At 73.2% G+C, this 25,230-nt stretch carries 27 protein-coding genes; 8 read left to right on the plus strand and 19 right to left on the minus strand.

Annotated features, from left to right (window positions below):
• Positions 1 to 68: 68 nt before the first annotated feature.
• Complete coding sequence (locus tag AC07B0_RS12540) at positions 69 to 317, plus strand: hypothetical protein (protein WP_478897926.1); 249 nt, start codon at positions 69 to 71, stop codon at positions 315 to 317.
• A gap of 33 nt (positions 318 to 350) precedes the next feature.
• The gene (locus AC07B0_RS12545; RefSeq protein ID WP_478897928.1) at positions 351 to 923 is read left to right on the plus strand and encodes a hypothetical protein; all 573 of its coding nucleotides are present in this window, start codon (positions 351 to 353) and stop codon (positions 921 to 923) included.
• Positions 924 to 1,027: 104 nt separating this feature from the next.
• On the opposite strand, the gene AC07B0_RS12550 is transcribed toward AC07B0_RS12545, so the two are convergent.
• The gene (locus AC07B0_RS12550) at positions 1,028 to 2,506 is read right to left on the minus strand and encodes an MFS transporter (RefSeq protein ID WP_356872906.1); all 1,479 of its coding nucleotides are present in this window, start codon (positions 2,504 to 2,506) and stop codon (positions 1,028 to 1,030) included.
• Positions 2,507 to 2,673: 167 nt separating this feature from the next.
• On the opposite strand from AC07B0_RS12550, the gene AC07B0_RS12555 reads away from it, so the two are divergent.
• Positions 2,674 to 2,973 carry a hypothetical protein gene (locus tag AC07B0_RS12555; protein ID WP_467298981.1) on the plus strand — a complete coding sequence of 100 codons (300 nt, stop codon included), beginning with the start codon at positions 2,674 to 2,676 and terminating at the stop codon, positions 2,971 to 2,973.
• 23 nt (positions 2,974 to 2,996) lie between these two features.
• Here AC07B0_RS12555 and AC07B0_RS12560 read toward each other — a convergent pair whose 3' ends face one another.
• Positions 2,997 to 4,511, minus strand: coding sequence for a hypothetical protein (locus AC07B0_RS12560; RefSeq protein WP_478864323.1), 1,515 nt, complete (start codon positions 4,509 to 4,511; stop codon positions 2,997 to 2,999).
• 91 nt (positions 4,512 to 4,602) lie between these two features.
• Here AC07B0_RS12560 and AC07B0_RS12565 point away from each other — a divergent pair, with 91 nt between their 5' ends.
• Positions 4,603 to 5,694: a carboxylate-amine ligase gene (locus AC07B0_RS12565; RefSeq protein ID WP_478897930.1), complete on the plus strand. Its 1,092-nt coding sequence runs from the start codon at positions 4,603 to 4,605 to the stop codon at positions 5,692 to 5,694.
• Positions 5,695 to 5,726: 32 nt separating this feature from the next.
• Here AC07B0_RS12565 and AC07B0_RS12570 read toward each other — a convergent pair whose 3' ends face one another.
• Positions 5,727 to 6,308 (minus strand): DUF2231 domain-containing protein, encoded by a 582-nt coding sequence (locus AC07B0_RS12570; RefSeq protein WP_478897932.1) that lies wholly within the window; start codon positions 6,306 to 6,308, stop codon positions 5,727 to 5,729.
• Between the two features lie 149 nt (positions 6,309 to 6,457).
• On the opposite strand from AC07B0_RS12570, the gene AC07B0_RS12575 reads away from it, so the two are divergent.
• Entirely contained in the window at positions 6,458 to 7,756 is a 1,299-nt protein-coding gene (locus AC07B0_RS12575; RefSeq protein ID WP_478864320.1) for an AI-2E family transporter, read from the plus strand.
• A 68-nt stretch (positions 7,757 to 7,824) separates the two neighbouring features.
• Here AC07B0_RS12575 and AC07B0_RS12580 read toward each other — a convergent pair whose 3' ends face one another.
• The 3 genes from AC07B0_RS12580 to AC07B0_RS12590 are packed head-to-tail and all read right to left on the minus strand — an operon-like array spanning position 7,825 to position 9,514.
• Positions 7,825 to 8,568: a metallophosphoesterase family protein gene (locus AC07B0_RS12580; RefSeq protein ID WP_356872919.1), complete on the minus strand. Its 744-nt coding sequence runs from the start codon at positions 8,566 to 8,568 to the stop codon at positions 7,825 to 7,827.
• Positions 8,565 to 8,819, minus strand: coding sequence for a hypothetical protein (locus AC07B0_RS12585; RefSeq protein WP_356872921.1), 255 nt, complete (start codon positions 8,817 to 8,819; stop codon positions 8,565 to 8,567). Before AC07B0_RS12585 ends, AC07B0_RS12580 begins: the two co-directional genes overlap by 4 nt.
• Positions 8,816 to 9,514 (minus strand): nucleotidyltransferase family protein, encoded by a 699-nt coding sequence (locus AC07B0_RS12590; protein ID WP_478897934.1) that lies wholly within the window; start codon positions 9,512 to 9,514, stop codon positions 8,816 to 8,818. The genes AC07B0_RS12585 and AC07B0_RS12590 overlap by 4 nt, the downstream gene beginning before the upstream one ends.
• 168 nt (positions 9,515 to 9,682) lie before the next feature.
• On the opposite strand from AC07B0_RS12590, the gene AC07B0_RS12595 reads away from it, so the two are divergent.
• The gene (locus AC07B0_RS12595) at positions 9,683 to 10,789 is read left to right on the plus strand and encodes an NAD-dependent epimerase/dehydratase family protein (protein ID WP_356872925.1); all 1,107 of its coding nucleotides are present in this window, start codon (positions 9,683 to 9,685) and stop codon (positions 10,787 to 10,789) included.
• Positions 10,790 to 10,894: 105 nt separating this feature from the next.
• Here the strand turns inward: AC07B0_RS12595 and AC07B0_RS12600 are convergent, their stop codons facing one another.
• The 8 genes from AC07B0_RS12600 to AC07B0_RS12635 all read right to left on the minus strand — a co-directional run bounded on the left by AC07B0_RS12600 (position 10,895) and on the right by AC07B0_RS12635 (position 18,266).
• On the minus strand, positions 10,895 to 11,494 hold the full coding sequence (locus AC07B0_RS12600; protein WP_478897937.1) for a hypothetical protein: 600 nt from the start codon (positions 11,492 to 11,494) through the stop codon (positions 10,895 to 10,897).
• A gap of 1 nt (position 11,495) precedes the next feature.
• Complete coding sequence (locus AC07B0_RS12605) at positions 11,496 to 12,038, minus strand: hypothetical protein (RefSeq protein ID WP_356872929.1); 543 nt, start codon at positions 12,036 to 12,038, stop codon at positions 11,496 to 11,498.
• 79 nt (positions 12,039 to 12,117) lie between these two features.
• On the minus strand, positions 12,118 to 12,777 hold the full coding sequence (locus AC07B0_RS12610; RefSeq protein ID WP_478897939.1) for an HAD family hydrolase: 660 nt from the start codon (positions 12,775 to 12,777) through the stop codon (positions 12,118 to 12,120).
• Positions 12,778 to 12,830: 53 nt separating this feature from the next.
• A complete protein-coding gene (locus AC07B0_RS12615; protein WP_478897941.1) occupies positions 12,831 to 14,918 on the minus strand; it encodes a xanthine dehydrogenase family protein molybdopterin-binding subunit in 2,088 nt (695 codons plus the stop codon).
• Between the two features lie 33 nt (positions 14,919 to 14,951).
• Positions 14,952 to 15,953 (minus strand): FAD binding domain-containing protein, encoded by a 1,002-nt coding sequence (locus tag AC07B0_RS12620; protein WP_478897943.1) that lies wholly within the window; start codon positions 15,951 to 15,953, stop codon positions 14,952 to 14,954.
• On the minus strand, positions 15,950 to 16,453 hold the full coding sequence (locus tag AC07B0_RS12625) for a 2Fe-2S iron-sulfur cluster-binding protein (RefSeq protein ID WP_478864379.1): 504 nt from the start codon (positions 16,451 to 16,453) through the stop codon (positions 15,950 to 15,952). Before AC07B0_RS12625 ends, AC07B0_RS12620 begins: the two co-directional genes overlap by 4 nt.
• A 267-nt stretch (positions 16,454 to 16,720) precedes the next feature.
• Complete coding sequence (locus AC07B0_RS12630; RefSeq protein ID WP_478897945.1) at positions 16,721 to 17,686, minus strand: LLM class F420-dependent oxidoreductase; 966 nt, start codon at positions 17,684 to 17,686, stop codon at positions 16,721 to 16,723.
• A gap of 91 nt (positions 17,687 to 17,777) precedes the next feature.
• Complete coding sequence (locus AC07B0_RS12635; protein WP_478897947.1) at positions 17,778 to 18,266, minus strand: flavin reductase family protein; 489 nt, start codon at positions 18,264 to 18,266, stop codon at positions 17,778 to 17,780.
• 368 nt (positions 18,267 to 18,634) lie between these two features.
• On the opposite strand from AC07B0_RS12635, the gene AC07B0_RS12640 reads away from it, so the two are divergent.
• Complete coding sequence (locus AC07B0_RS12640; RefSeq protein WP_356872941.1) at positions 18,635 to 18,805, plus strand: hypothetical protein; 171 nt, start codon at positions 18,635 to 18,637, stop codon at positions 18,803 to 18,805.
• Positions 18,806 to 18,821: 16 nt separating this feature from the next.
• On the opposite strand, the gene AC07B0_RS12645 is transcribed toward AC07B0_RS12640, so the two are convergent.
• The 4 genes from AC07B0_RS12645 to AC07B0_RS12660 all read right to left on the minus strand — a co-directional run bounded on the left by AC07B0_RS12645 (position 18,822) and on the right by AC07B0_RS12660 (position 22,517).
• On the minus strand, positions 18,822 to 19,250 hold the full coding sequence (locus tag AC07B0_RS12645) for a hypothetical protein (RefSeq protein ID WP_356872943.1): 429 nt from the start codon (positions 19,248 to 19,250) through the stop codon (positions 18,822 to 18,824).
• Positions 19,251 to 19,609: 359 nt separating this feature from the next.
• A complete protein-coding gene (locus AC07B0_RS12650) occupies positions 19,610 to 20,161 on the minus strand; it encodes a type 1 glutamine amidotransferase domain-containing protein (RefSeq protein WP_478864313.1) in 552 nt (183 codons plus the stop codon).
• 215 nt (positions 20,162 to 20,376) lie between these two features.
• The gene (locus AC07B0_RS12655) at positions 20,377 to 20,781 is read right to left on the minus strand and encodes a VOC family protein (protein WP_467299007.1); all 405 of its coding nucleotides are present in this window, start codon (positions 20,779 to 20,781) and stop codon (positions 20,377 to 20,379) included.
• A gap of 92 nt (positions 20,782 to 20,873) precedes the next feature.
• Entirely contained in the window at positions 20,874 to 22,517 is a 1,644-nt protein-coding gene (locus AC07B0_RS12660) for an ADP-ribosyltransferase domain-containing protein (RefSeq protein WP_478897949.1), read from the minus strand.
• Positions 22,518 to 22,853: 336 nt separating this feature from the next.
• Between AC07B0_RS12660 and AC07B0_RS12665 the strand changes: the two genes are divergently transcribed.
• A complete protein-coding gene (locus AC07B0_RS12665; protein WP_478897951.1) occupies positions 22,854 to 23,528 on the plus strand; it encodes a macro domain-containing protein in 675 nt (224 codons plus the stop codon).
• Positions 23,529 to 23,606: 78 nt separating this feature from the next.
• On the opposite strand, the gene AC07B0_RS12670 is transcribed toward AC07B0_RS12665, so the two are convergent.
• Entirely contained in the window at positions 23,607 to 25,055 is a 1,449-nt protein-coding gene (locus AC07B0_RS12670; protein ID WP_478897953.1) for a carotenoid oxygenase family protein, read from the minus strand.
• Positions 25,056 to 25,230 lie beyond the last annotated feature (175 nt).

A 25,230-nucleotide genomic window follows, 5' to 3' on the forward strand; every position in this document is an offset into this window, starting at 1 on the left:
AGTGGGGCGTTCCCCGCCGGGTAGGCGCCGGGCGTACCCGATACGTACGTCCCACGCCAGGAGGAACGATGACGGAACGCGAGCACAAGCACGGGCACCCCCGGACCACTCCGTCGGAGGCCGTCGGCGAGAGCGGTGACCGGGAAGCGCGCCAGGAGGCGGAGGAGGCCGTCGTACGCCGCTCCGACGCCGGGGACACCGAGGACGCGGGCGGTCATGCCGCGAAGCGGCAGCGGACCGGTACCGGACGCGAGGAGCAGACCCGGCCGCACCAGGGGCGCGGCACGGGCGCGTCACGGGAGAGCGGCGACGGCTGAGCCACCCCACCACACCGGGAAAGGAGACCCGTCATGCCCGGAAGCAAGGAACGTGCCGACCCCACCCCGGAGCGGCTGCTCGCCATCTACCTCAACGACCACCTCACGGGCTCCAACGCCGGGGTCGAGCTGATCCGGCGGATCGCCCGGCAGCACCGCGGCACGCGCGTCTCGCCGGAACTGGAGCGGCTCGCCCGCGAGATCGCGGAGGACCGCGAGAGCCTGCGCGAGATCATGACGGCGCTCGACGTCCCCCTCATGTACGGCCGGGCGGCCCTCGGCTGGGCGGCGGAGAAGGCGGGCCGGCTCAAGTTCAACGGGACCGTCGTCAAGCGCTCGCCGCTCAGCGACGTCATCGAGCTGGAGGCGATGCGGATGGGAGTGGAGGGGAAGGCCGACTGCTGGCGCTCCCTCCAGGGGGTCGCCACCTCCGACGCACGCGTCGACCGCGCCTGCGTCGACCGGCTGCTGGAACGGGCCGAGCGGCAGGCCGGCACGTTGCAGAGCATGCGCACGGCCGCCGCGGACAGCCGGTTCGCGCCGGCCGGGCCCCGCGCGGCCGCCCCCACAACGGCGCGCCGGCACCTGCGGGGCAGACCGGCGTGAGGGCACGGCACTCCGGGCCAGGGTGTTGTCCCCCCGAACTGGTTCGGGGGGACAGCACCCTGGCCTGATCCGTTGCGCGGTCCGTGTGGGTCACGCCCTGGGCGTCACGCGCGGCCGGTCCCGGTCGTGGCGGACAGGGGCGTGGCGATGTCCTCCAGGGAGCGGCCCTCGGCCGCGACCGCGTAGAACACGGCTACCACCCCGGCCGCGACCATGAGCCCGGCACCGATGGAGAAGGCGAGGACCGCGTCGGAGACCACGCCGCTGGAGGTGAGGCCGGCGAAGATCAGCGGGCCGGAGATGCCGCCGGCCGCCGTGCCGACGGCGTAGAAGAAGGCGATCGACATCGCGCGCGTCTCCATCGGGAAGATCTCGCTGACGGTCAGGTACGCCGAACTCGCCCCGGCGGAAGCGAAGAAGAGGACCACGCACCAGCAGGCCGTCATGGTCACGGCGGTGAGCCGCCCGGCGCCGAAGAGCCAGGCCGTCGCGAACAGCAGGAGACCGGACAGGATGTAGGTGCCGGAGATCATCGGCCGTCGGCCGAGGGTGTCGAACAGGCGGCCCAGCAGCAGCGGGCCGAGGAGGTTCCCGAAGGCGATCACGGCGAAGTAGTAGCCGGTGACCGCGCTGGAGACGTCGAAGAACGTGACCAGGATCGACCCGAAGCCGAAGGTGATCGCGTTGTAGAGGAACGCCTGTCCGACGAAGAGGGACAGACCGAGCACGGCCCGGCGGGGGTAGGTGCGGAACACGGTCCTCGCGATCTCGCCGAAGCCGATGCTGCGGCGCACGGTGACGGTGATGGACCGGCCCGGCTCGGGCAGCTTCTTCCCCGTCTGCGCCTCCACCTGCCGTTCGACGTCCGCGACGAGTTCCTCGGCCTCCTCCGCCCGGCCGTGCATGAACATCCAGCGCGGGCTCTCGGGCACGTGGCGCCGTACGAGCAGGATGACCAGGCCGAGGACGACGCCGAGGGCGAACGTGAGCCGCCAGCCCACCGACGGCGCGAAGATGTCGGTGTTCAGGGCGACGACCGACAGCAGGGCTCCGGCGACCGCGCCGAGCCAGAAGCTGCCGTTGATGATCAGGTCGACGCGGCCGCGGTACTTGCTGGGGATCAGCTCGTCGATCGCGGAGTTGATGGCCGCGTACTCACCGCCGATGCCGAAGCCGGTCAGGAAGCGGAAGAGGAAGAACCACCAGGAGGAGAAGGACAGCGCGGTCAGGGCGGTCGCGCCGAGGTAGACGGCGAGCGTGATCAGGAAGAGCTTCTTGCGCCCGAAGAGGTCGGTGAGGCGCCCGAAGAACAGCGCGCCGGCGCACGCGCCCGCCACGTAAAGGGCGGCGGCGAGGCCCGTGACCTGCGCGTCGGTGACCGACAGGCCGCTGTCGTCCTCGGAGAGGCGGCTGGCGATGCTTCCGACGACGGTGACTTCCAGGCCGTCCAGGATCCATACGGTGCCCAGCCCGATCACGATCATCCAGTGCCACCGTGACCACGGCAGCCTGTCCAGCCGTGCGGGCACCTTGGTGGTGACGGTGCCGGTTCCCGTGTTCAACGACTCTGTGGCCTCGGACATGCCGACCGTCTGCCCCGGCCACCCGGGGCCAAACGGGAGGCCGTTGCGGTCCCCGCCCCCGTACGGGTGAACTCCCCCGCCGGGGTTGAGGGCCGCCGCACGCGCCCCGATAGTGGAGAGCGGACAGGGCTCTGGGAGCCACCGTCATCGGGGAGGGACGAACAGCGATGAAACGCCTTCTGTCACTGGTCAGTTGCACGGCCCTGGGCCTCGGTCTGGCGGTCGCGGGCGCCACCCCGGCGGCCGCCGATCCGTACGACTGCCGGACCTGGTACCAGTCCAGCACCACCGCCGCGGGGACCTGCACCAACGGAACCGGCGAGTTCCGCGTCTACACCCGCTGCGACCGGCCCCTCGCACGGGACTACACGGTGTACGACCCGACGTGGCGGCGCGTGGGAACCACGAGCACGGCCATCTGCCACAGCGGCGGCAAACCGTACGGCGCGGGCATCCAGGTCCACTAGCTCACGTCCGGCTCAGATCCGGTTCACGTCTTCTTCAGGCGCCGGTTGATCTCCTCGCTGAGGCGGCGGTTGAGTTCCGCGAGCTGTTCGGGGGTGTAGGCGGAGAGGTCGCCGGTACCCGGAGGAGCGGCCGGTGTCTCCGTCTTGCGTTTGTCCTCCTCGCGGCGTTTGAGTTCCTGTTCCTCGGGTGAACCGGGCGCCGCGTAGGCGCACCGGATGAGTGCGCCGTCGGCCGCCTTCAGGCAGGTCACCTCCCGGCCCCCGATCTGGCCCCGGCCCTCCACCCGGTAGCGGATGTTCTGTTCGCTGCCGATGGTGGCCGTCCAGCTGCTGCCGCCGGTCGGGGCGACCTCGAACACCCTGTCGTCGTTGTAGCAGCAGACGTCCCGGTACTCGGCCTTGATCAGGGCGACGATCGCCTTCGGGGACGCCCAGGTCGGGTCGAGGCGGTGGACGGTCAGGGGGGCCAGCGAACTCCCCTGGTGGCGGGTGGGGACCGTGGAGACGGCTACGACCGAGCTGGCCTCGCCCTGCGGCGTGAGGGGGGTGACGTAGGCGCTGCCGGTGCCGTCGCGGTAACGGAGGGTGAAATCGGATTCGTTCCCTTCGTTGGCGCCGTCCTCCGAGGCGTCCCAGCCGCTGCGCTCGAACCACCAGTCGCTGAAGCTGCCGACGGCGGCCGTGGCCTCGCGCTGGCGGGCCGCGAGGCTGAGCGGGTACGACGCGCCCGGAACGGCGGCCGTGTCGGTGGTGATCGTGAGCCGGCCCGTGCGGCCGTCGTAGAGGGCGGTGCCCGCGGGCCGCTCGGTGACCACGAGGATCCCGGTCTGGCGCTTGAGGGGGACCACCACAACGGGCGTGCCGTCCGCCCGGCAGGTCACGTAGACGTCGTCGGCATCGAAGCGGACCCCGCGCTGCCGGTCGGAGATCTTCCGGCCGAGGTTGTGGCCGAACCAGCCCCCGATCCGGGCGTCGGCGGTGTCCACCTCGAACTCGCAGCGCTGCTGGGAACGCCCGCCGCTGCCCAGCGGGACCTCCTGCACGAGTCCGACCTCGTACCCCGCGAGCCAGCCGCGCCGCTCGACGAGGGTGGCGAACCGGTCGGAGTCCGGAAGGTAGGTGATGTCCGCGATCTCACCGGTCACGTCGCCCAGGTGGGGGGCGGCCTGCGCCCGGCCGACGACGTAGGGCGAGCGGGCGGCCAGGTCCGGCACCGGCTCGGTCACCGTCGTCGTGCGTTCCATGTACGCGCGGTCCTGGAGGTAGGCGCCGTAGACCAGCCAGCAGACTCCCAGGACCAGGCCCGCGACGACGCTCACCCCGCCGAGGACGTGCACGGCCGTGCCGCCGGCGGAGGCACGCCCCCGCAGGACGAGCGGACGGATCACCCAGGGGAGCCCGAGGAGCACCGGCAGCCAGATCCACGAGAAGAGCTTGCGCAGCTCCCACACCAGGATGGTCGTGTAGTACGAGCCGTACCACAGCGCGAAGAGCAGCAGCGCCCCCGGTATCACGATGCGTATCAGCCTGCGGCCCATCCGTGTCCTCCCCCGCCCCGGAAGGCACCAATTCTGTACCTCCGGCCAGGGGCGCGTAAGTGTTCTGCCGTAATCGGGGTAGCCGCACCGTGTGATCACTCTCGGAGTCGAGGAAGAGTACTTGCTGGTGGACCCCGCGACCTTCCGTCCCGTGTCCCGGGCCGAGGAGGTGCGCGCGACCGCCGGTCTCGGGTCCATCACGGAGGACGGCGAGGTGCAGGACGAGCTGCTCCAGGCGCAGGTGGAGGTCGCCACGCCGATCTGTTCCAAGCTGGAGGAGGTCGGGGGCCACCTGCTGCGGCTGCGCCACGCGCTCGCGTCCGCCGCCGAGGAGCACGGCTGCCGGCTCGCGGCGACGGCGGCCGCGCCGCTCAGGAACGCGGCGCCGGTCCCCGTCACGCAGAAGCCGCGGTACCGCGCCATGGAGGGGGCGGCCCGGCAACTGGTCGACGAGCAGCTGATCAACGGCATGCACGTGCACGTCGCCGTGCCCGACCCCGAGACCGGTGTGGCGGTGCTGAACCGCATCCGCGTCTGGCTTCCGACGCTGCTGGCGATGTCGGCGAACTCGCCCCTGTGGGACGGACGGGACACCGGCTTCGCCAGCTGGCGCACCATCGTGTTCAGCCGGTGGCCCGTGAGCGGACCGCCGCCGTACTTCGAGGGCTTCGCCGACTACGAGCGACGGCTCGACGCGCTGGTCGCGTCGGGGGTGATCGCCGACCGGGGGCAGATCTACTGGATGGCCCGGCTCTCCGACCGGTACCCCACGGTGGAGTTCCGGTGCGCCGACGTACAGCTCAGGGCCGACGACGCGGTCATGCTCGCCGGGATCGTCCGCGCGCTGGTCACGGTCGCCATCGCCGACGAGCGGGCCGGAGCCGAGCCCGCCGCGTGCGCGCCGGAACTCTTGCAGGCCGCCACCTGGCACGCGGCCCGGCACGGGCTGAGCGGCGCCCTGGTCGATCCCCTGGGCCGGCTGCGCAGCAGTGGTGACGTGCTGTCCCTGCTCCTGCGGTACATCGCTCCGGCGCTGGAGGAGAGCGGCGACCACCGCGAGGTGGGCTCGCTGGTCCACCGGCTCCTCCAGGAGGGGACGCCCGCCGACCGGCAGCGCCGGGCCCTGGCCGAGGGGGGCATGCCCGCCCTGTGCGACCTGGTCGTCGGGGCGTCCGTCACCTGAGCGCGCCTGAGCCCGGCATCTGAGCCCATGACTCACGGTGCCGGGTCGGCTCCGACCGCCTGCCGGTACGCCACGTGCCCGCCGAGCGCGCCGGTCAGCGCGAGCGCCGCCAGCCCGCCCGTCGACCACAGCCTGCCCTGCACCGGCCGGCCGCCCAGGCGGGCCGCAAGGGACATCGCGTAGCAGCCGACCGCGACGGCGTTCGAGGCCGCGTGGGCCAGTCCGACCCGGGCCTGTTCGGGCGGCAGGTCCGCCCAGTCGGCCCAGCCCGTGATGGCGGCCGGCGCCACTCCGGCCAGTCCGACGGCCGTCAGGGTCGTCGCCGCGCGCTGTGCTCCGGGTACGAGGTCCAGTACGCCGGCCGACAGCCAGCAGCCGATCGGCACCTGCACCAGAAGGGGATGGACGGGATGGCCCAGCGGCCGGCCGCGCAGCAGTTCGCGTACGTCGCCCAGCGGGAGCGAGCGGATCCGCCGCTGGAGGGCCCGGATCGCGGGGTCCGCCGCGGTGTTCCGTTCGAGGCGGTCCAGGGTCCGCAGCCACCGTGCCGACAAGGCGTCCAGGACCGATGTCTCCCGGGCCCGCGGCGAGGCGTCGGGGGCGTGTCTGTTCATGTACGGCGCCTACCCCGCATCGCGTCGGCATCCCACGACGGCCGGGGGCGTTCGGGGGCGGCCCGGCCGGCGCGCCAGCGACGTCGGATCGACTGGGCTGATCGCCCGAAACGGGGGCAGAAGGGCAACGACGCGAAAGGGGGATCCGGATGCCCGGAATCCACACGTGGCTCGACCGCGTGAGAGACGGCGCGGCCGCGCTCGGTGAACGCCGTGCGCAGGCCCAGGCACGGCGCGAGGCCGAGGAGGAAGCGGAAGCCGAACGGGAACGGGCCGCACGGGCCCGCAGGGCACGCCCCCGCATCCCGGACCCGGCCCAGGCGGTGCCCTGGGGGGTGCGGGTGGCCGCCGAGACGGCCTGGCGGTTCCTGGTCCTGGCCGGCGCCCTCTGGGTCGTGATGCGGGTGATCGGGGCCGTCCGGCTGGTGGCCCTCGCCTTCGTCGTGGCACTGCTGGTCACCGCCCTGCTCCAGCCGACGGTCGCCCGTCTGCACCGCCGGGGGCTCTCGCAGGGGCTGTCCACCGCGGTGACGGCGATCTGCGGCTTCCTCGTGCTCGGCCTGGTCGGCTGGTTCGTCGTATGGCAGGTTCTCGACAATCTCGACACCTTGTCCGGACGCCTCCAGGAGGGCGTCGACGAGCTGAAACGGTGGCTCCTCGACAGCCCGTTCCACGTCACCGAGCAGCAGATCAACGACATCGCCGAGAAGATCAGCGAGGCGATCGGCACCAGTACCAGCGAGATCACCTCGACGGGGCTCCAAGGGGTGACGGTCCTGCTGGAGGTCATCACCGGGATGCTCCTGGCGATGTTCTGCACGCTGTTCCTGCTCTACGACGGCCGCCGGATCTGGGAGTGGACGCTCAAGCTGGTCCCGGCCGCCGCCCGGCCCGGAGTGGCCGGCGCGGGCCCGCCGGCCTGGCGGACGCTCACCGCGTACGTACGCGGGACGATGCTCGTCGCCCTGATCGACGCCCTGTTCATCGGTGTGGGCATCTACCTCCTCGGTGTGCCCCTCGCCGTCCCCATCGGTGTCGTGATCTTCCTGGCCTCGTTCGTGCCGCTGGTCGGCGCCGTCGCCTCCGGCGCGCTCGCCGTGATCGTCGCGCTGGTCACCCAGGGCGTGTTCACCGCGTTCCTGGCCCTGCTGGTGGTGCTCCTCGTGCAGCAGATCGAAGGCCACGTGCTGCAGCCGTTCATCCTGGGGCGGGCCGTCCGGGTCCACCCCCTCGCGGTGATCCTGGCCGTGGCCACGGGCGGGCTGGTCGCGGGGATCGGCGGAGCGGTCGTCGCCGTCCCGCTGGTGGCCGTGGCCAACACGGTGATCGGCCACCTCCGCGCACTGCCCGACGACGACGGGGAAGAGCCGACCGGTGACCCCGTCCTCGACGCGGAGCGGGCGGAGCAGCCGGGCGGGGCCGCGGAGCCGCCGGGAGACGAGGCGTAGGCCGACGGACCGCGCAGACCGAGGGGGCTCCTGGATTCCAGGAGCCCCCTCGGTCTGCGCGGTCCGTCTCACACGTGGGCGGCCTCGGAACGGCCCGGGAGGTGGTAGACGGCGAAGGCGCGGTCGATGACGGGCATCGCCACGTTGCGGACCCGCACCCCTCCCGCCGTCATGCCGTGCTCGGTGCCCGAGTGGGCGTGTCCGTGGACGGCGAGGTCCGCTCCCGCCTCGTCCATCGCCTCCGCGAGGAGGTAGCTGCCGAGGAAGGGGTAGATCTCCAGCGGCTCCCCCGCGAGCGTGTCCGGAACCGGAGCGAAGTGGGTGAGGGCGATGCGGAGTTCGCTGCCGTCCTCCCGGAGGTCGCTCAGGGCCCGCGCGAGTCCGTCGGCGCAGGTGCGGGTGTACCGGATGAACGCCTTCATCTCCGGTTCGCCGAACTCGCTGCCACTGCGACCGGCGAAGCCGCCGCAGAAGCCCTTGGTCCCCGCCACGCCGACCCTCGTGCCGTCGATGTCGAGCACGACTGAGGTGCCCTCCAGTACGTGGACGCCCGCGGCCGTCAGCTCCGCGGCCACGGCCTCCTCCTGGTCGCTCTGGTAGTCGTGGTTGCCGAGCACGGCCACCACGGGGACGGCGAGCCCGGCCACCTCCCCCGCGACGACCCGCGCTTCCTCCCGGGTGCCGTGGCGCGTCAGGTCACCGGCCAGGAGCAGCAGGTCCGCGCAGTCGCCCAGGGTGTCGAAGGCGGGCCGCAGGAATCCCGCGCTGCCGGGGCCGAGGTGGACGTCCCCGACGGCCGCGACCCGGATCACGACAGCTCCTCGGCCCGGCCGGGCGGTGCGGAGCGGCTGATCGTGATGTCCTCCCGCCACTCCAGTCCGGCGAGTTCCTCGGCGGCGAGCCGCAGGACCTCCGCCCGGCACTCCGGGCTGGAGACGCTGCCCGAGATCACCGCGCCCGACCCGCGGGCTTCCACGCGCACGCCCAGTTCCGCGAGGTCCTCGCGCGCCATCCGGTCACGCAGGTGCTCGATGCGGTACTCCACCCTCTCGTGGGCCGTCATGGCGTCTCCTTCCGTACGGAGCCGGCGGCGGTCCGGCCGTCGATGACGCGGAGCCGCTCCAGCAGGTGGAGGAACGCGTCGGCCAGCGGCTCCGACCGGTGGTCCCGGTCCAGCCGGTCCCAGTCGATCCGCTCCCGCAGCATGCGCGCCATGGGCAGCAGGTCGCCGAAGTCGCAGTAGTGCTCGCAGAGCGCGGAGAGACGGCTGTCCATCAGGTCCGTCGGCGCGAGGACGGGCATCCACACCGAGTCCACCGCCTTGACGTCGGCCCGCTCCAGGAGTTCCGTGCTCACCGGCCGCCGCGCCAGCTCGAAGATCAGGTCGATCTCCTCCCCGCCGGACCGGCCCTTGACGAGCCAGTCCTCCGGGGCCCGGCGCATCTCGATCCCGCCGTCCTCCAAGGCCTTGATGGCGGCGTCCGCGTCCTCGGGGCGGACGCAGAAGTCGGTGTCGTGCTGGAAGCGGGCGGGCAGTCCGTGGGCGAACGCGGCCACGCTGCCGGCCAGGGCGAACGGCGGTCCGGACCGCTTCAGGAGCGCTGCGACCAGCTTGGTGGTCTCCAGGATCGCCTGGGTGTGGTCCCTGGGCAGGGGGCCTTCGGCGGGAACGGGGGGATCCAGGCGTTCGGGCGGCGCCTGTCCCATGGCCGGTCCCTTGGCCGTGGTCGACGGGGTCGACGGCTTCAGTGGCGTCATAGGGAGCGCGTACCCGGCCCGCCCGGCCGAAACCCCTCGGCGGCCCTGGAGTGCCGTACCGGAGCAAGGGTAGGCGCCCCACGTGCGTCCGCGCCGTGCCCCGGCCGGTACGGGTGCCCCGCCCCCGGGCCGCGGACGCCGACCGTACCCCTGGAGAGGACCGGGCCCATGCGTCGGACACCTGCGGACAGCCCAGAGCGACCGGAAGCCGGAGGAGCGGGCCTGCACGTCGTGGTCGTCGGGGCCACCGGGAACGTCGGGACCAGCGTCGTCAGCGCGCTGTCCGAGGATCCGGCGGTGGCCTCCGTGCTGGGCCTGGCCCGGCGCGTACCGGGCTGGCGCCCGGCGAAGACGCGGTGGCGGGCCGTGGACGTCGAGCCGGGCGGCGAGGACCTCGTACCGCTGTTCACCGGAGCGGACGCCGTCGTCCACCTCGCCTGGAAGTTCCAGCCCACCCACCACCCGGCCGACACGTGGCGCACCAACGTCCTCGGGAGCCTGCGCGTCTTCGACGCCGTGGCGGCCGCGGGGGTACCGGCCCTCGTCCACGCTTCGTCGGTCGGCGCCTACTCCCCCGGACCCAAGGACCGTGCGGTGGACGAGACCTGGCCCACCCACGGGTGGCCGCAGGCCGCGTACACCCGGGAGAAGGCGTACCTCGAACGGGTCCTCGACACCTACGAGCTCAAGCACGCGGAGATCCGCGTGGTGCGCATGCGCCCGGGTTTCCTCTTCAAGCGGGAGTCCGCCTCCGAGCAGCGCCGGATCTTCGCGGGACGGCTCCTTCCGGGCCGGCTGGTGCGCCCCGGGCTGGTCCCGGCCGTGCCCGACCTGCCCGGGCTGCGGTTCCAGGCCCTGCACACCGACGACGCGGCGAGCGCCTACCGGGCGGCCGTCGCCCTCCCCGTGCGGGGCGCCTTCAACCTGGCCGCCGAGCCTCCCGTGGATTCCGACGTCCTGGCGCGCCTCTTCGACGCGCGGAGCCTGTCGATGCCCGCCGGGCCGGTGCGGGCCGCCCTCGCGGCGGCGTGGCGGCTGCACCTGGTCCCGGCGTCCCCGGACCTGTTCGACGCCGTGCTGCGGCTCCCGCTCATGGACGCGACCCGGGCCCGGGAGGAACTCTCCTGGGAGCCCCTGTACACATCGGTGGAGGCCGTCGGGGAGTTCCTCGCCGGGCTGCGGGCCGGAGCGGGCGCGGACACCGCCCCGCTCGCCGCGGACCGGACGCTGCGACAGCGCCTGGACGGTCTCGCCGACCGGCTCGTCACGGCGTGAGCTCGTCACGGCGTGAGCGGCGCGAACGCGGGCCCGCGCCCGGCCCCGGCAAGGGGCGGGGCGCGGGCCCGCGTTCGTCTCAGGACGGCTCAGGTGTTGAGCCGCTCAGGTGTTGAGCAGGCGGTTGAAGAAGGAGCGGTAGTGCTGCAGGGCCAGGCGCAGGTCCTCGGTCGCCACCTGCTCGCCGCGGTCCCACCGGCCTTCCAGGCCCTGCTTGTGCGCGGAGAAGGTACTGGCCAGGGTCTGCATGACCTCGGCCACCAAGGTGTCGGCCGACCTGACCGCCTCCTGCGGGTCGTCGACGAAGCGGCTCTGGATGTCGCTCCACGCCTTGCGGTAGCCCTCCGACTCCGTGCTGCCGAGGAGCGGACCGGCCTCGTCGGCGCCGTGGTCGGCGCCGACGTCGGTACCGGCGTCGGTGCGGGCGCCAGTGCCGGTGCCGGTGTCGAGACGGCCGGTCCTCGGGTCGTTCACGCCGTTCGGGTCGGGCTCGTCCAGCCGCGAGGGCTCGTCCAGCCGGGATTCCTCGTCGAGCCGGGAGGGCTCGTCGGCGCGGCCGGCGGTCGCCTCGCCCGGGTAGACCGGTGCCTCCCGTCCGTCCCCCGCTCCCGTTCCCGCTCCGGTTCCCGGGTGCGCGAGGTCCTCCGTGGTCAGGCCGGGCTGGGTGGCCCGCGCCTCCCTGTCGTTGTCGCCGTGTATCTGCATGTCACCGGCTCCTCTGGTCCGTGAGCAGTTCCTCGAACAGGGCGCGGTAGTGCACCATCGCCCCGCGGAGCTCCTCGGTCGTCGCCTGCCCGTTCCCGCTGCGTTCCTTGATGTCGTGCGCCGCCCGGTAGTGCTCCAGGGTGCGTCCGTGTTCGACGGACAGGTCGCGGACGGCGCCGTGGTAGTCCTCGGTGGGGTAACCGCGTTCGCCCATCAGCCGCGACACGAGCGCGTCGGCTTCGGACACCGAGCCTTCGGGGCGGTCCACGAAGTGTTCCTGGACTCCGCTCCATTCCTCGGCGTACTGCTGTCGCCGCTCGGGCGGCAGTTCCTTGATGTCGAGCTTGTCGTGCCGTTCCTCGCGGGCGCGCAGGTCGCGTTCGGCGGCCCGCTGGCCGCCCTCTTCCTGGACCGCGCGCTCGTACTCGGGTCCGAACCGTTCTCTCAGGTGTCGCCGTCGCGTCTGCATTCCCACGAGCGCGGCGATCGCGATCACCACGATCACCGCGATGACGATGACGACGATCAGCATGGTTGTTGACATCTCCGGCCTCCGTCCTGGGGCCTCGCATTTGTTGACGCGCGGCTGCCCGCCCTTTCGCCGGGCAAACCCGCGCACGGGCTCATCCGTCCGCGAACGGGCTGCTGTCGAGGTGGGCGAGCAGGTCGGCGGGGTGGCGGTACACGGCGCGGGCGCCGGCCTCTTCGAGGTCGTGCCGCGGGATGCCGCCGCAGAGCAGTCCCACGCACGCGACGCCGGCCCGCGAGCCCGCCCGCATGTCCCAGACGGTGTCTCCGACGAACACGGCGCCGTGCGCGGGTGCGTCCACGAGGCCGAGGGCGTGGCGCACCGGATCGGGTGCGGGCTTGCCCTCGTCCACGTCGTCGGAGGTGGCCGTCGCCGTGATGGCGTCGTCGGCGTCGACGGCCCGTCTGAGGGCGTCGAGTTCCGCGTCCTTCGCGGAGGTGACGAGGACGACCCGCCAGTCCCGGCGGGCCAGCTCGCGCAGCAGTCCGGCCGCGGAGTCCAGCGCGGGCAGCCGGTCGAAGTACGTGGCGTAGAGGGTGGTGTGGGCGGCGCTGAGCGCCTCGTCCTCGCCGGTGTCCCGGTCGTCGCCCAGGTGGGCGAGGAGGTCCTCGCCGGGCAGGCCGATCGCGCGGTGGATGTCGTGCGTGGCGACGTCGTGGCCGGCCTGCCGGAGGGCCTCCCACCAGCAGACGACGTGCAGGTGGTTGGTGTCGGCGAGGGTGCCGTCGACGTCGAACAGAGCGGCGCGGTTCATAGGGGGCGCCTACCCGTCGCCTCCCCGGGCACTCCTCGCGGGCGGGCCGGGTGTCAGCCGAGCGCGGGCAGGACGCGGTCGGGGGTGAGGGGCAGGCTCCGCAGGCGCCGGCCCGTGGCGTGGCAGACGGCGTTGCCGATCGCGGCCGCCGTGCCGACGATGCCGATCTCCCCGATTCCCTTGCTGCCCATGGGGTTGAGGTGTTTGTCGTGCTCTTCGATCCAGTGGGCTTCGATGTCGGGCACGTCGGCGTTCACGGGCACGTGGTAGGCGGCCAGGTCGCTCTCCAGGAAACCCCCGTGGACAGGGTCGACGGTGCTGTGCTCGGTCAGTGCCATGCCGATGCCCATGACCATGGCGCCGACGAACTGGGAGCGTGCGGTGACCGGGTTGAGGATGCGGCCCGCGGCGAAGACGCCGAGCAGCCGCTGGACGCGTACCTCGCCGGTGACCGTGTCCACCTGGACCTCGGCGAAGTGCGCGCCGAACGCGTGACGGGCGTACGGGGACTGCTGCGCGGCCGACTGGGCGGTGTCTGCGGACGCGGACAGGCCGGCGGCGGGGACCGGGCCGTGGTGGCGGGCCAGGCGGGCCACGAGGGCGGCGCAGGCGTCGTGCACCGCCGAGCCCCAGGAGGCGGTCCCGCAGGACCCTCCGGCGAGGGAGGCCTTCGGCAGCCCGGTGTGCCCGATGGCGAGGGTCACCGCCTCCAGCGGCACCCGGAGCGCGTCGGCGGCCACTTGGGCGAGGACGGTACGTGCGCCGGTCCCGATGTCGGTGGCGTTGATCTCGACCAGGTAGCCGCCGTCGGGCCGGGCGTGGGCGCGGGCGGTGGAGGGGGCCAGGAGGTACGGGTAGGTGGCGGCGGCCACTCCCGTGCCGTACCACAGCGGTCCGTCCCGGCGCGGGGTGCGCCGCGCGGCCCAGCCGAAGCGGTCCGCGCCCTCGCGCAGGCATTCCACGAGGTGGCGGCTGCTGAAGGGGCGGCCGCTGTCGGGTTCGGTCGCGGGCTCGTTGCGGACGCGCAGCTCGACGGGGTCGAGGCCGAGGGCTTCGGCGAGTTCGTCCATCGCCGATTCCAGTGCGTACATGCCGGGGGCCTCGCCGGGGGCGCGCATCCAGGAGGGGGTCGCCACGTCGAGGGCGACGGCCCGGTGCGTGGTGCGGCTGTCGGGGACGGCGTACATGACGCGGGCGGGGACGGCGGCCTGCTCGACGAATTCCCTGACCCGGGAGGTGTGGGTGGTGACCTCGTGGGTGAGTGCGGTGAGGACCCCGTCCGGGCGGGCGCCGAGACGGACCCGGTGCAGGGTGGGCGCGCGGTGCCCGACGGTGGCGGGCAGCTGGCGCCGGGGCAGGGCGAGGGTGACGGGGCGGCCCGTGCGGCGGGCCGCCATGACGGCGAGGACCACGTGCGGGCGGGGTGTTCCCTTGCAGCCGAAACCGCCGCCCACGTGCTCGGAGACCACCGTGATCCGGTCCTCGGGGAGGGCGAAGAGGGAGGCGAGCGCGGAGCGGACCGGGCCGGCTCCCTGGCTGGAGTCGTGCACGGTGAGGTGGCCGCGCCCGGCGTCCCAGTCGGCGGTGGCCGCGTGCGGCTCCATGGGGTGGTTGTGCAGCGGCGGCACCGTGTAGGAGCAGTCGACCCGGACGGGGGCGGCGGCGAGGGCGGCGTCCGGATCGCCGTGCTCCCGGTGGGCGGGGTGGCCGCCGTTGGCCTGCTCCGGGGTGTAGGCGCCGGGGTGGCCGGTGTGCAGGCCGACGTCGTGTTCCTCGGTCGCGTAGCTGATCCGGAGGGCCGCCGCGGCGGCCCGGGCGGCCTCGGGGGACTCCGCGACGACCAGGGCCACGTACCAGCCGCGGTGCGGGACCCGGGTGTCCTGGAGCACCTGGAGCGTGGGGTCGTCGGAGGGGCCGAGCCGGGGCGCGTCGTAGGGGGTGAGGACGTCGAGCACGCCGGGCAGCCGCAGGGCGGCGGCGGTGTCCACGGCGGTGACCCGGCCGCGGGCGACGGTGGCGGGGACGGGCCGGGCGTGGACGCGTCCGGGCGGGGCGTGGTCGGCGGCGTAGCGCGCCGCGCCGGTGACCTTCTGCGGCCCCTCCGTCCGGTCGGCGGGGGTACCGAGTGCCGCGTGCCGCATGGGTGTGCTCCTCGTGGTGTTCGGCGGCGTCCGTCAGGGGGCGTGCCCGGCCGCCCGGCGGGTGAGGGTGGCGAGCGCGTCGCGGGCGAGGTTCGCGGCGAGGCCCACCTTGAAGGCGTTGTCGCGCAGGGGCAGGGCGTGGGCGAGTTCCGCGTCGACGGCCTCCCGGAGGGCGGCCTCCGTCGGCTCGGCTCCGGTGAGGAGGGCCTCGGCGGTGGCGGCCCGCCAGGGCCGGTGGGCGAGACCTCCGAAGGCCAGCGCGACGCGCCGGACGCGGCCGTCTTCGAGTTGGAGGACGGCCGCGACCGAGGCCAGTGCGAAGGCGTACGAGGCCCGGTCGCGGGCCTTGCGGTAGAGGGAGACCGCGCCGGGTGCGGCGGCCGGCAGGAGGACGGCGGTGACGATCTCCCCGCCGCGCAGGACGGTGTCCTGCTCGGGCCGGTCTCCGGGGAGCCGGTGGAATTCCGTGACCGGCACGGTACGGGTGCCCTGATCGCCGTACAGCTCCACGGCGGCGTCGAACACCGCCAGGGCCACCGCCATGTCGGACGGGTGGGTCGCGATGCAGTGGGCGGAGTGGCCGAGGACGGCGTGATCGCGGTGGATCCCGTCGCGGGCGGCGCATCCGGTGCCGGGCTCGCGCTTGTTGCAGGGCGTGGAGACGTCCTGGAAGTACGGGCACCGGGTGTGCTGGAGCAGGTTGCCGCCGGTGGTGGCGATGTTGCGCAGCTGTCCCGAGGCGCCGGCCAGCAGGGCCTGGGCGAGGGCGGGGTAGCGGGCGCGTACGGCCGGATGTGCGGCGACGTCGCTGTTGCGGGCCGTGGCGCCGATGCTCAGGGTCCCGTCGGGCAGCTCCCGCACCTCGTGCAGCGGGAGCCTGCTGAGGTCGATGAGGGCCCGGGGCTCCTCGACTCCCAGTTTCATGAGGTCGACGAGGTTGGTGCCGCCGGCGAGGTAGCGGGCGCCCGGGTGGCGGGCGTGGGCGGCGGCGGCTTCGCGGAGGCTGGTGGCGCGTACGTAGGCGAAGGGCTTCACGCGGTCACGTCCGTCACGGCGTCGACGATGCGGGGGTAGGCCCCGCAGCGGCAGAGGTTGCCGCTGAGCCGTTCCCTGATCTCCTGCGCGGTCAGCGCGACGGGGCCGGGCCGGGACAGGGCGGAGGCGGGGGTGGCGTGCGAGGGGTGGCCGGCGGCGGCCTCCTCGACGGCTCCGACGGCGGAGCAGAGCTGGCCGGGTGTGCAGAAGCCGCACTGGTAGGCGTCCCGCTTCAGGAACGCCTGCTGGAGCGGGTGCGGGCCGTGTCCGGCGCGGTCCGCGAGACCTTCGACGGTGGTGATCTCCGCGCCGTCCTGGGCGACGGCGAGCAGCAGGCAGCTGTTGGCCCGCCGCCCGTCGACCAGCACGGTGCAGGCTCCGCACTGGCCGTGGTCGCAGCCCTTCTTCGCTCCGGTGAGCTCCAGGTGACCGCGCAGCGCGTCGAGAAGGGTGACGCGGTGGTCCAGCCGGAGGGCGTGGGGCACGCCGTTGACGCGCAGGGTGACGGGGGAACTCCAGTCGCCGGGGGCGTCCTGCCCGCTGCCGGGCCCCGCGCCGGCTGCGCCCTCGTGTCGGGGGGCCTCGTGCCAGGGGTCCTCGTGTCCGGGGTCCTCGTGTCCGGGGTCCTCGTGCCGGGGGTCCGCGTCACTCGCCACCGCGTTCTCCGTCCGTGCCCGTGCCGGTCCCGTCGGGCCGTCTCGGGGACAGCCTGGGCCCTCGCGAGCCGTCCGGCATCCCGGAAGGGCCGAACGGTCCCGCGGACGCCCTCAGAGCTCCCGCAGGGCGGGGAGCAGCTTGGTCTCGGACCATTCGAGGAAGGGTTCCTGCTGGTCGCCGCCGATCTGGACCAGGGCGATCTCGGTGAATCCGGCGTCGGCGTAGGGGCGTACGGCGTCGACGAAGGCGTCCACGTCGTCTCCGCAGGGGATGGCGTCCGCGACGTCCTCGGGCCTGGTGTGCTGCGAGGCCTGGGCGAAGCTCTCGGGGCCGGGGAGTTCCGCGTTGACCTTCCAGCCGCCGAGCGCCCAGCGGAACTGGTCGTGGGCGCGTGCCACCGCCGCGTCGCGGTCGGGGTCGTAGCAGACGGGGAGCTGGCCGACGCGGGGTTTGCCGGAGCCCCCGTAGGCGCCGAACGCGGTCAGCAGTTCCTGCTTCGGCTCGGTGGCGATGAGCAGGTCTGCGTACCGGCCGGCGATCTCGCAGGAGCGGTCCCCGGAGACGGCGATCCCGATGGGGGGCGGGGTGCCGGGGAGGTCCCACAGTCTGGCGTTCTCGACGTCGAAGTGGGCGCCGTGGTGGCTGACGTTCCCGCCGGCCAGCAGGGAGCGGATGATTCCGACGGCTTCTTCGAGCATTTCCAGACGGACGTGGGCGGCGGGCCAACCCGCGCCGACGATGTGCTCGTTGAGGTTCTCGCCGGAGCCCAGACCCAGCCGGAACCGCCCCTCGGACAGGAGCTGCATGGTGGCCGCCTTCTGGGCGATCACCGCGGGGTGGTAGCGGAACGTCGGGCAGGTCACGTACGTCATGAGCGGGATCCGGGTGGTGGCCTGCGCGGCGGCGCCCAGGACGCTCCACGCGTAGGGGGCGTGCCCTTGGGAGGTCAGCCAGGGGAAGGAGTGGTCCGAGATGACGGAGAAGTCGAACCCCGCCCGCTCCGCTCCCACGACGTGGCCCACCAGTTCCCGGGGGCCGGCCTGCTCGGTCATCATCGTGTATCCGATTCGCACCATGCCGGGCGCCTTGCCGTTCCGGACCGGTTGAAACGCCCGCTTTCCGGGCGTTACCGAACGGGACCGCGACGGCGGTCCGGGGCCGCTTCGGTCAGGCCGGGTGGCCCGCGTCCAGGTCCTGCAGCTCCCGGAAGCGCAGCAGGGCGGGTGGCGGGCCCTCGTGCGGCGGGCAGACGGCTTCGGGTGCCAGGAGGAACCCGACGTGGTCCCCGCCCTCGATCCGCCCTTCGATCCGTCCGGTGAACCAGGTGCGCACCTCGTCCAGTACGGGACTGCCCGCTTCCCCCGCGTGCCACCCGACCCGGGCGAACTTGTCCACCACGTCGCCCCGCTCCTCGCCGAACAGCGCCGCCAGTGCCCGCTGGCCGCGGCGCAGCAGGTGCACGGTGAGGTGTTCGGCGCCGCACGCGACGCGGTAGGTGCGGTTGGCGACCGACAGCCAGACGACGAACCGCGGCGGGTCGATCGAGCACTGCGAGGCGAAGCCCACCAGGCAGCCCGCCCGCTCGCCGCCGGACGCGACCGTGACCACGTACATCGGGCCGTCGTGCACGTCGGTGAAGGGGTCCAGATCCGTCACGGCGCCTCCTCGGTTCCTCGTGGTCCGTGTGATCGGTGTGGCCCGTGTGGTCCAGCGCGGTCCGTGTGATGCGTGTGGTCCTGTGGGCCTGCCGGGCGGCTACCCCGTGCCACGGCGGGCAACCGGGGCCGCTTGGGGCGGGGCCGAGCGGGCATACGCGGCGGGGCAGGCACCGACCGGATCAACGATCCCGGCACCCCTGACAAACGGGCACAAATTGCAGGCTGCCCGCTGTGGTCGCATGGTGAACATCAGTACCCCTCGGACCATCAGACCGTCAGGCCCTCAGGAAGGGAGCCGGCTCGTCACGAGCAGCGCCAGCTCGCGGATCCGCGCCGTCCGACCCGACTCCCCGAGAAGGGACCGCCGTGATCTTTGCCCTGCTCCTCGTGCCCCCGTTCCTCCTGTGCGCCGTGCTCGCCCTCGGCCGCTACGAGGAGTACATGTTCACGCCGCACGAAGAGGACCCGGCGCCCCGCGCCGGGTCCTTCCACGTGCTGCGCGGCCACGACGACCAGCACGGCCGTCACGCCGCCTGAGGGCTTCTCGGGGTCGTCAGAGTTCCGCCCGCGAGGCGGCCTGGGCGCCCCGTACCGCGACGTTGGCCGCGTCCCGCACGAGCGGCGCTGTCGCCCGGCCGGCGTCGGTGAGCGTCCACCCGCACAGGGCCGCCCAGGTCAGCGCCGCCGAGGCGGCCACGGCGCGCTCGGTCCGGCGGGCGAGGAACGTGCCGAACAGCAGCGCGTCCCCCGCGTCGGCGGCGACCCGGCACAGAACGGCCGTACGCAGCGCCGCACCCCCGGGGACCGTCACCATCGCGGCGCCGATGACCGCGTCCCGGACTCCCAGGGCCCGGATCAGCAACGCCGAGGAGCCCACCTCCGAGAGCCCGCACGGGCGGGCCAGCAACCGGGGACGGCAGGCCACCGCCACTCCGTATCCGAGGGTGGCCACGCCCATGGCCCTTGCCGCTGCGGTACGCATGTCCAGATCACTCCGTTCGGTGGGCCGGGGGCGCGTGCACCGCCACGGCCGGCGGTCTCAGGTGACGGGCTCCGGGGCCGGTACGGGTCCGGGGAGCGGGCCCGGGTGGGGCTGCGGGTCGGGGCGCGGAGCCGGTGAGGGCCGCGGATCGGGTTCGGGCTGCGGCGGGGCCGGCGGTACCGGGTCCGGGCCGCCCGGGGCGGGCACCGGGCCGGGGAGCGGTCCTGGCTGCGGACCGGGGCCGGGCCCCGGGGCGGGGGTCGGGCTGGGCGGGACGGGGTCGTTGGGAGGAGTACCCATGACGTCGTGTCATTCCTTCCTGGAGGGGGCGCCGTTCGCGGCGCGCCGGCGGCGGCCGCTCATGCCGCCGCTTGTCCGGCTGCCCCGAATTCCTTGACGAACGCGGTACAGAAGTCCGGGAGGTCGTCGGGCTTGCGGCTGGTGATCAGCGTCGCGGGCGCGGCGTGGCAGACCCGCACGGACTCGTCCACCCACGTGCCTCCGGCGTTGCGGATGTCCGTGGCCAGGCTCGGCCACGAGGTGAGGGTGCGGCCGCGGACGACGTCGGCTTCCACCAGCGTCCACGGGGCGTGGCAGATCGCCGCGACGGGCTTGCCCGCCTCGAAGAAGCTGCGGATGAACCCGACGGCCCGTGCGTCCATGCGCAGCGCGTCGGGGTTGGCGACGCCCCCGGGCAGCACCAGGGCGTCGAAGGCCTCCGAACTCGCACCGGCCAGGACGTGGTCGACGGCGAAGGTGCCCGCCTTGTCGAGGTGGTGGAACGCGCGGACCCGGCCGGGTTCCGTGGACACCAGCCGGGGATTCCAGCCGGCCCGTTCGACGGCCTTCCACGGTTCGGTGAGTTCGATCTCCTCGACGCCTTCGGGCGCGGTCAGGATGGCGATGCGCACCGGGGTTCACCTCTTTCGGTCGCGTGCACGCGGTAGGAGCGCGTGCCTGTGGCTCGTCCGTGCTCCTCGCGCCTGCCCCGCCGCACCCGCCTCAACCGGCGCGGGTGGGAGGAGCGGACCGGCGACGGCGGCGGACCGCCCCACCCGGCCGAAGAGATCGGGCGGGGCGGCCGCGGCGGGTTCGGTCGGCGCAGCTCCGGTCGGCGCAGCTCCGGTCAGGGCAGGTTCAGCTGCCAGGAGACTCCGAAGCGGTCGTTCACCCAGCCGAACCGGGTGCTGAAGCCGTACGAATCCAGCGGCATCAGTTCCTCACCCTCCTCGGCCAGGGCCCCGTAGAGGCGTTCGAGTTCGGCCTCGGTGTCGCACTGCACGAAGAGCGACAGCGCCGGGGTGAAGCCGAAGGCGTGCTTGACGTGGCTGTCGATGCAGATGAACTGCTGCCCGGCGAGCGAGAACGTGGCCTTCACCACCGTGCCCTCCTCGCCGGGGCCGTCGGCGCCGTAGCGCGTGACCTCGACGATCTCGGCGTCCTCGAACAGGGAGGCGTAGAAGGTCATCGCTTCCTCCGCCCTGCCCTCGAACATCAGGAACGGGGTGATCTTCTGCGTCGTCGAGGCCATCGAGCCTGCCTTCCGGGTGATGGTGTGAGCCCTGGGGAACCGAGGCTAGGACACGCGCGCGCCGGAGGCCCTCGGGCTCGCTGGATCCCCGCTCAGGACACGAGGGTCTGTTCCTCCAGTTCGGTCAGCTTCACGGTGCACAGGCCGCCGCGTTCGGCCTTCACCTCCGTCACCTTGAGCTGCGTGCCCGGCGACAGGATGAACTCCTCCTCGTCCGTGAACGCGGAGAAGCGGCGGATCCCCACGGCCCGGACGGGCGTCACCTCGAAGAGGGTCCGTTTGCCGCGGCTGCCGAGGAACGCCCGGGCCACGCCCACCTTCGACGTGCACGAGGACACGCCCCACCACGTCACGGTCCTGCCCAGCGGATACTGCGCGCGCAGGTCCAGCGACACGCCGCGCCACAGGGGTTCCGTGCGGGCGGGCAGCTGCGACACCGCCGAGAACAGCAGCCTCAGGTAGGGCAGGTACGGGACGACCCTGGCCCGGTCCGGGGCGCGCAGGACCGCGTTGATCTCCCGGTAGAACGCGGACTCGCAGGTGTAGAGGTAGAGGGCGGAGATCGCGTCGGCGGACAGGCCGCCGGCGCCCGCGGCCCCGGCGGCCGCCGTTTCGTCCGCCCGCTGAAGACCGAACTCGTGCGACAGCTTGACGTGGCGGTCGAGCGTGGACAGCAGCTCGGCGACCGGGGCGACGGCCTCCTTGAACTCCATGAGCGGGGTGTCGAACACGCCGGTGATCGCCGGGAGGACGAGGCCTTCGTCCTTGACGCTGGAGAGACGCTCCAGGTACAGCTGGTGCAGCTCCATGGTGGACGCGATGAACGCGCCCATGCGATCGGCGGTGCCGCCGGCGTTCGTCCCGCCCGCCTCCGCCGCCTCCTGGTTCCAGCCCTTGCTCGGCAGCCAGTCGATCTCGTCGGCGCCCAGCGACGCGAGGGCCGCGTTCACCATGCGGAAGTGGTCGCCCTCGCAGAAGACGTCGCCCTGCGCGGCCGGGTTGGCGTGGTCGATGTGACGGACCTCGACGTCCGGGTACTTCTTCTGGAGCCGCAGGACGACGTTCTTCAGACTGCGCGCGTGAGCCCCCCACCACGCGAAGACGACGCCGCGGTCCTCCTCGTCCTCGGCGTCCTGCTTGGCCTTGAGGATCTCCTCGACGATCCGCTCGGCGACCGGGCGCCAGAACGCGGTGTGCCGGCCGGGCGCCATCGACCCGTCGCCGCTGGCGGTGAGCGCCGCGTTCAGCAGCAGCACGCCCTGCGTCAGCATCGCCTGGAACCACTCGGGCGGCTGGACGGTGTCCCGCTCCGCCAGGAGCGCCCGGACGTCGGCGATCGGAGTCTTCTTCGGGATGCCGTACTTCCACATCGCCGCCGCCTTGATGATGCAGCGGATGCTGACGACCCGGCCGAACTGGCTGTCCTTCCAGTCGTGGAAGGTGTTGTCGAACATGGCTATGCCGGTGGCGCTCTCCGGCCTCGGGTACGGGTTCTGGCCGAAGACCACCACCTTCCACTGGTGCGGGGGGTGGGGCTTGAGTGCCTGGAAGGTCAGTTCGCGGACGGGAACGACCTCGGGGCCGCGGCCCTGGCCGATGAAACCCGCCGCGTCCGGCTGCGCCTCGATGACCGGCTTCAGCAGCGGCAGCCACGGTTCACCGCCGCCCTTGAACAGTTCGGCGAGGGCCAGCGGATCGTTCGCGCCGGGTTCGGCCGGGACGTTTTCTTCACGCATCGGGAAGGGACTCCGAATCGTCAGAGGGTGCTGATGCAGACGTGGGTGTTCGGGGAGGCGGCCGCCCGGGCCGCGAAGCAGGTGATTTCGCGCGGAGGTTCTGGCAGCTGACGGCACACCACGTGGAGCGCGCCACGGGAGCCGACCGCCGCCGGCCCCGTGCCGGCAGGACGGGGCGCCGCGCCACGTTCGGTGGAATCTGGCCGCAGGCTAACACCGGCCTCTGACACCAGCCATCGTGACGGACCGTCACGGACGGCTCTTGGCCGCGGCGTTGTCAGTGGGCCGCGCTAACGTCGTGAGCAGTGCAAGAACCCTATCCGAGCGGAGTGGATCATGACGGTGGAACCTGTGCAGTCGTCGCTGAGGGTGGTGCTGACGGACATCAACACCGCGGTGGTGGAGGCCTGGCGGGCGGCGTTCGCGGACACCCCCGGGATCGAGATCCGGCGGGGCTCGATCCTCGACGAGGACGTCGACGCCTGGGTCAGCCCGACCAACTCCCGGGGCCGGATGGACGGTGGGGTCGACGCGGCGATCAAGCGGCACCTCGGCGCGGGCATCCAGTTGCGCGTACAGCGGGCGATCCGCGACCGGTTCGCGGGAAGCCTCCCGGTGGGCAGCGCGGTGGCGGTCGCGTCCGGAGCGACCAGTCCGAGGTTCCTGATATCGACGCCGACCATGGAATCGTCCTCGCAGAACGTCAGCGAGACCCTCAACGTGGCCCTGGCCTGCGCCGCGGCGTTCCAGGCGGTCCACCAGCAGAACCAGCGGACACCCGGCAGCATCCGGTCGGTGGCCCTGGTCGGCATGGGCGCCCAGACCGGGCGGGTTCCGGCGCGGGTGTGCGCGAACCTGATGTGGACGGGCTACACGTTGTTCCAGGACCACCGCTTCGAGGACTACGAAGAGCTGCGCCGCACGGTCGTCGCGCAACTCGACGACATCGACAGTGCGCCGGCGGCTGCACGGATACGCATAGCCCCGCCGCGGCGACCCCGGGTCGGCTGACGGACGATCGGCCTCGCCGCACGGGCGCAGGGCGGCGGTCCGGCGCACGCCGAGCAGGGGTACCGGGCGCGGTGGGGGTCACTCCTCCGTCGGGAGCCAGCAGCCGTGCAGTCCGAGGGGGACGCGGACGGGGATGCGGGCGCGGGCGACCGGCCCGGAGGCGGGGTCCTCGGCGGGGATGACCAGGAACCAGCTCGACCCGTCGGTGCGGTCGGTGGCGAAGGTCAGCCAGTAGCCGCGTTCGTCGGAGTCGTGGCCCGGCTCGGGCGCGAAGACGGGTTCTCCGACGGAGAGGTTCCCGGCCGGCCAGACGCAGGAGGTGCCGGTCCGGGTGTCGTACCAGCGCACCGCGTCGTACTCGCCGGTCAGCAGGTCGGTCCGGCCCGTGCCCGTCGCCAGCGCGGCGTACCGGTGGGGGCGCCCGATGCGGCGGTCGTCGATCCGGGGGAACTCCACGCGGGAGTCGTCCAGCATCGTGCGGGTCATGCTGCCGGCGACCGGATCGATGCGCGCCCGGACGAGACCGCCGCGTACCGGCCCTCCCGTGTCCTCGGGGCTGCCGCCTACGGTCAGCCGGCTCCACTGCACGTAGTCGAGGGTCACCGCGGCGTCCGCGCCCGGGCCGTCGTCGTGGGCGTTGACGGTGTGCCACAGCCAGAAGGCCTCGTCGGTGGCCCAGCGCACCGGGCCGCCGTCCCGCGGGATCAGCGCCACGCGGGTGCCCCGCTCGGGCCGCCAGGCCAGGAAGGAGCCGCCCGCCATGGCCGCGTCCAGGTCGAAGAAGGCGGGGGCGAGGACGAGGACGGCGTAGCGGTCGGTGAGGGCCATGTCGTGGATCATCATCGGTTCGTCCACCCCGTCGACCAGGGTGGGCCCGCGGGTGACCGAGCCGTCACGGCCGATGACGGACCAGGTCAGATAGGGCGGCGTCAGGCCGTAGCAGAAGACGATCATCTCGCCGGTGGCCGGGTCGATCTTGGGGTGGGCCGTGATGCCGGCGGGCAGGGCCCCGCCGAAGGTCTCGCGGCCGACGGTGCCGAGGCCGGCGTCCACCCGGAAGGGGCAGGCCGATTCGGCGAGGGCCAGCATGCGGCCGGCGTGCCGTACGACGTTGATGTCGGGGAGGTCCCTGAAGGTTCCGGCGAGCTCCGGTCCGACCTGGTCCGCCTCGGGCATGATCAGCGATTGGAGGCCGCCCCACAGGGCGCGGCCGGCCCGTTCCTCGGCCTCCAGCGCGGGCGTGCGTACGAACCGGTTGCGGTAGCGGGCGCGGCCCTCCGAGAGCCAGACGCCGTGCAGCATGCCGTCGCCGTCGATGGGGTAGAGGTACGAGCCGATCGGCGTGAAGCGCGGATTCGGCCCGTTGCGCAGGTACAGGCCGTCCAAGGCGGTCGGCAGCTCGCCCGTGACCTCCAGGTCGGCGGCGTCGACCTCTTCGGTCACCGGCGCGAACGAACCCAGCAGGTGGGGTACGCGGGTGGGGTCGAAGCGGGGCGGTGTGTGCGTGTTCACGGGACCTCCCGGCATGCGCCCGGGGCGGACCGGTCCCCCTCCCGGCGAAGACGTGCCCGCGCGGGCGCGCGTGTGCGGCACCTTCCAGTGAAACGCGGCCCCGGTGCGGGCGCCAGGCGGCCGGGCGGCCCCTCGATGCCCCCGGTAACGCACCGGACCGCTCCCCCGTGCAAGGGGGGCCGGGCAGGCG

Source organism: Streptomyces sp. NPDC044704 (assembly GCF_056433525.1).

Bases quoted from the DNA above. Each gene is read 5' to 3' on its own strand.
- AC07B0_RS12540 (WP_478897926.1), top strand. From the start codon at position 69: ATGACGGAACGCGAGCACAAGCACGGGCACCCCCGGACCACTCCGTCG.
- AC07B0_RS12545 (WP_478897928.1), top strand. From the start codon at position 351: ATGCCCGGAAGCAAGGAACGTGCCGACCCCACCCCGGAGCGGCTGCTC.
- AC07B0_RS12550 (WP_356872906.1), bottom strand. From the start codon at position 2,506: ATGTCCGAGGCCACAGAGTCGTTGAACACGGGAACCGGCACCGTCACC.
- AC07B0_RS12555 (WP_467298981.1), top strand. From the start codon at position 2,674: ATGAAACGCCTTCTGTCACTGGTCAGTTGCACGGCCCTGGGCCTCGGT.
- AC07B0_RS12560 (WP_478864323.1), bottom strand. From the start codon at position 4,511: ATGGGCCGCAGGCTGATACGCATCGTGATACCGGGGGCGCTGCTGCTC.
- AC07B0_RS12570 (WP_478897932.1), bottom strand. From the start codon at position 6,308: ATGAACAGACACGCCCCCGACGCCTCGCCGCGGGCCCGGGAGACATCG.
- AC07B0_RS12575 (WP_478864320.1), top strand. From the start codon at position 6,458: ATGCCCGGAATCCACACGTGGCTCGACCGCGTGAGAGACGGCGCGGCC.
- AC07B0_RS12585 (WP_356872921.1), bottom strand. From the start codon at position 8,819: ATGACGGCCCACGAGAGGGTGGAGTACCGCATCGAGCACCTGCGTGAC.
- AC07B0_RS12590 (WP_478897934.1), bottom strand. From the start codon at position 9,514: ATGACGCCACTGAAGCCGTCGACCCCGTCGACCACGGCCAAGGGACCG.
- AC07B0_RS12595 (WP_356872925.1), top strand. From the start codon at position 9,683: ATGCGTCGGACACCTGCGGACAGCCCAGAGCGACCGGAAGCCGGAGGA.
- AC07B0_RS12600 (WP_478897937.1), bottom strand. From the start codon at position 11,494: ATGCAGATACACGGCGACAACGACAGGGAGGCGCGGGCCACCCAGCCC.
- AC07B0_RS12605 (WP_356872929.1), bottom strand. From the start codon at position 12,038: ATGTCAACAACCATGCTGATCGTCGTCATCGTCATCGCGGTGATCGTG.
- AC07B0_RS12610 (WP_478897939.1), bottom strand. From the start codon at position 12,777: ATGAACCGCGCCGCTCTGTTCGACGTCGACGGCACCCTCGCCGACACC.
- AC07B0_RS12615 (WP_478897941.1), bottom strand. From the start codon at position 14,918: ATGCGGCACGCGGCACTCGGTACCCCCGCCGACCGGACGGAGGGGCCG.
- AC07B0_RS12630 (WP_478897945.1), bottom strand. From the start codon at position 17,686: ATGGTGCGAATCGGATACACGATGATGACCGAGCAGGCCGGCCCCCGG.
- AC07B0_RS12645 (WP_356872943.1), bottom strand. From the start codon at position 19,250: ATGCGTACCGCAGCGGCAAGGGCCATGGGCGTGGCCACCCTCGGATAC.
- AC07B0_RS12655 (WP_467299007.1), bottom strand. From the start codon at position 20,781: ATGGCCTCGACGACGCAGAAGATCACCCCGTTCCTGATGTTCGAGGGC.
- AC07B0_RS12660 (WP_478897949.1), bottom strand. From the start codon at position 22,517: ATGCGTGAAGAAAACGTCCCGGCCGAACCCGGCGCGAACGATCCGCTG.
- AC07B0_RS12665 (WP_478897951.1), top strand. From the start codon at position 22,854: ATGACGGTGGAACCTGTGCAGTCGTCGCTGAGGGTGGTGCTGACGGAC.
- AC07B0_RS12670 (WP_478897953.1), bottom strand. From the start codon at position 25,055: ATGCCGGGAGGTCCCGTGAACACGCACACACCGCCCCGCTTCGACCCC.